Source organism: Streptomyces calidiresistens (assembly GCF_014141525.1).
GTDB classification, from domain to species: domain Bacteria; phylum Actinomycetota; class Actinomycetes; order Streptomycetales; family Streptomycetaceae; genus Streptomyces; species Streptomyces calidiresistens.
In genome coordinates, this window is record NZ_VKHS01001178.1 from 1 (window position 1) to 1,186 (window position 1,186).

The following is a 1,186-nucleotide window of genomic DNA, read 5'->3' on the forward strand; positions in this document are numbered from 1 at the left end:
GGGCGGAGGGGGCCGGAGGGCCGGGATTCCCCCGCGCCCCCGGCTCACTGGCCGAAGCGCCGGTGGCGGGCCGCGTAGTCGCGCAGGGCGCGCAGGAAGTCCACCTTCCGGAAGGCCGGCCAGTGCACCTCGCAGAAGTAGTACTCGGAGTGGGCGCTCTGCCAGAGCATGAAGCCCGAGAGTCGCTGTTCACCGCTGGTGCGGATCACCAGGTCGGGGTCGGGCTGGCCCCGGGTGTACAGGTGTTCGGAGATGTCCTCGACACCGAGCGTCTCGGCGACCCGCTCCAGGGTGTCCCCGTCGGCCGCGCGCTTGGCCAGCAGCGATCGCACCGCGTCGGTGATCTCCTGCCGGCCCCCGTAGCCGACGGCGACGTTGACGACTATGCCGGAACGCCCCGCGGTGGCCTCCTGGGCCTCCCGCAGCACCCGCTGGGTGCGCTCGGGCAGCACCTCCAGCGCCCCCACGTGGTGCACCCGCCACCGCCCGTCCTCGGCGAGGTCGCGCACGGCCCCCTCGACGATGGTCAGCAGGGGGAGCAGTTCCTCCTTGGGACGGTTGAGGTTGTCCGTGGAGAGCAGCCAGAGGGTGACGACCTCGACCTCGGTCTCGGCGCACCAGCCGAGCAGCTCGCGGATCTTCGCCGCCCCGGCCTCGTGGCCCTGGCTCGCGGTGCCGCCGGACTCGCGGGCCCATCGGCGGTTGCCGTCCAGGATGACCCCGATGTGCTTGGGCACCCGCTCGGTGTCCAACCGCCCGCCGACTCGCCGGGCATACAACCTGACCGCCCAGCGGCGCAGCGTGCTCTTCATCGCGTTCGTCCAGCCCCTCCGTGCCGTGCCAGGCGTCAGAGTACACCCGGCGGAGGGGGACCGAGCCCGCCGCGGAGACCGGTGCCGGGCCCGTCCCCGGTGGAACGGAAGGGCTCGGGGCGGGAGGCGGAACCGGAAGACAAAGGGCCGCGCACGCCTCCCACGCGGCCGACCGGAAGGGGCCCCCGGGGGAGGAAACGGAAAACGGGCCGGTCCGTGGGGGGGATACGGACCGGCCCGAGGGGGGGAGTTCCACCGTAACGCATGTCCGGGAGGAAGCCCGCAACCGACACGGCCCCCTCGTCGCGTGTCCCCGGCCGGGTCCACCCCTCCTGTCTCTTATACCCATCTGACGCCGCCGACGAAGCTGCAAG

At 72.9% G+C, this 1,186-nt stretch carries 1 protein-coding gene; it reads right to left on the bottom strand.

The annotated features are described in order from the left end of the window. Nucleotides 1-44 precede the first annotated feature (44 nt). Nucleotides 45-812, bottom strand: coding sequence for an isoprenyl transferase (locus FOE67_RS26240; RefSeq protein WP_182667313.1), 768 nt, complete (start codon nucleotides 810-812; stop codon nucleotides 45-47). Between the last annotated feature and the right edge of the window lie 374 nt (nucleotides 813-1,186).